This window comes from Solemya elarraichensis gill symbiont (genome assembly GCF_002021095.1).
Taxonomy (GTDB): Bacteria; Pseudomonadota; Gammaproteobacteria; order Chromatiales; family Chromatiaceae.
Map to the genome: position 1 here is coordinate 1 of NZ_MPRK01000331.1, position 1,508 is coordinate 1,508.

Annotated in this window: 3 protein-coding genes and 1 tRNA gene; 2 read left to right on the forward strand and 2 right to left on the reverse strand. The window is 47.3% G+C overall.

What is annotated here, in order from left to right; all coding sequences use genetic code 11:
* Positions 1–11: 11 nt before the first annotated feature.
* Together BOW51_RS10715 and BOW51_RS10720 are read right to left on the reverse strand one after the other, a co-directional pair.
* Positions 12–392: a response regulator gene (locus tag BOW51_RS10715; protein ID WP_078477697.1), complete on the reverse strand. Its 381-nt coding sequence runs from the start codon at positions 390–392 to the stop codon at positions 12–14.
* 184 nt (positions 393–576) lie between these two features.
* A tRNA-Arg gene (locus BOW51_RS10720) sits at positions 577–653 on the reverse strand.
* A 218-nt stretch (positions 654–871) separates the two neighbouring features.
* Here BOW51_RS10720 and BOW51_RS10725 point away from each other — a divergent pair.
* Both BOW51_RS10725 and BOW51_RS11750 read left to right on the forward strand, forming a co-directional pair.
* Positions 872–1,402, forward strand: coding sequence for a hypothetical protein (locus tag BOW51_RS10725; protein WP_078477698.1), 531 nt, complete (start codon positions 872–874; stop codon positions 1,400–1,402).
* Positions 1,403–1,421: 19 nt separating this feature from the next.
* Positions 1,422–1,508, forward strand: an 87-nt coding sequence (locus tag BOW51_RS11750; RefSeq protein ID WP_245828673.1) for a type I restriction-modification system subunit M N-terminal domain-containing protein, incomplete at its 3' end; no start/stop codon positions are given.

The window sequence follows — 1,508 nt, forward strand, 5'->3', positions numbered from 1 at the left end:
TTTGCTCTTTTTTATCTCATCCACTGCTGCAGGACGTCTTCAAGGGTTTCCAGTTTTGAAGGTTTGGCGAGATGGCCATCCATGCCACTTTCACGATAGAGTTGAATGTCATCGGGCATTGCATAGTCTGTAACGCCGATAATCGGAATATGACCACCTTCCATCTCTTCCTTTTCGCGTATTTTCCTGGTTAGCTCACAGCCATCCATAAGTGGCATGTTAATGTCTGTAAGAATAATAGAGTAGGTGCGTGTCTTCCAGAGTTCCAGTGCCTCGATACCATTGTTAGCACAATCACCAGCCAGTCCGAGTAATTCTACCTGCTGCAGCAGAACATCCTGACTAGTGGGGTTGTCTTCTACAATCAGTACTCTTGCATCTTTGGCGGTCATATCCGGATTACATCTGAATATTAAATTAATATACAAGGATTCATCATACTGGAATGTATCCGAAATTCCCACGGCAGTGTTTGGTTGAGTGAGATGAATTTCTGGCTCAGTGGACCAGGGAAGTTACCGAACGCCCCGAAGGGGCCGGTACTCCTTGTGTTTTTGCGTCATGAACGGGAGTGAATGGCGCGCCTGACAGGAGTCGAACCTGTGACCTTCGCCTTCGGAGGGCGACACTCTATCCAGCTGAGCTACAGGCGCAAACAGTCTCAATAGGCGAAAAACAGCTTAATACCCTGTTCTAGAACGCCTCTTGTGTATTTCGACAAAGATTATAAAGCAATCTCAATATTCCTGTTAGACCTTCTTTATTGATGTTCTACTGTGGCACCAGTGTGGCAGGATTATGGCTCACTTTCGCCATACACAGTGCCAAGTATGGTGCCATATTTGACTAATTTGGTAGGAAAGGAGGGGCTTTGAAAGAAACAGCACACATCCAGCAAGCGATCACCGAATACGCCAAGGCATACCGTGCACTGCAACATGGGCAGGAATCTTCGCCACTGATCCCAAAGGGCGACCAGAAAACTGGATGCGTCGGCGAGTTCTATAACTATTTGTATCTGTCCGATCACTACCCCGACGCAACACTTGAATACGGTGGTCACAGTGAGAAAGGGTGGGATATAGCCGTCAAGGAGGGGGATAGGCTCTTCAAAGTGCAGACGAAGACTGTTTCTGCCTTTTCGACCACGCGTGTCATCTCACCAATCCATGCTGGTTGGGACGAACTGCACCTGATCTATCTGGATAGGGACTTGCAGCCACAAGGCTTCTGGATCATCACAGATTCGTCATTCTTGCCTGATAGTGAAGCACTGAAGAGTCGGAAGGCACCCTTGCCGGGCAACCCTGCAACAGGATCAAAGGGCATACCTTTCGGAAAGAACAAGATTTCTGATCTCAGGCAGTCACTTATGAAGTATATTGGTCAATATCATAACTAATAACAGACCAGTAGCATCGATGACCGACAAAATCACCCTACAACAACTTGAATCCTTCCTGTGGGAAACAGCAGACATTCTCCGTGGGAACATGGATGCATCCGAA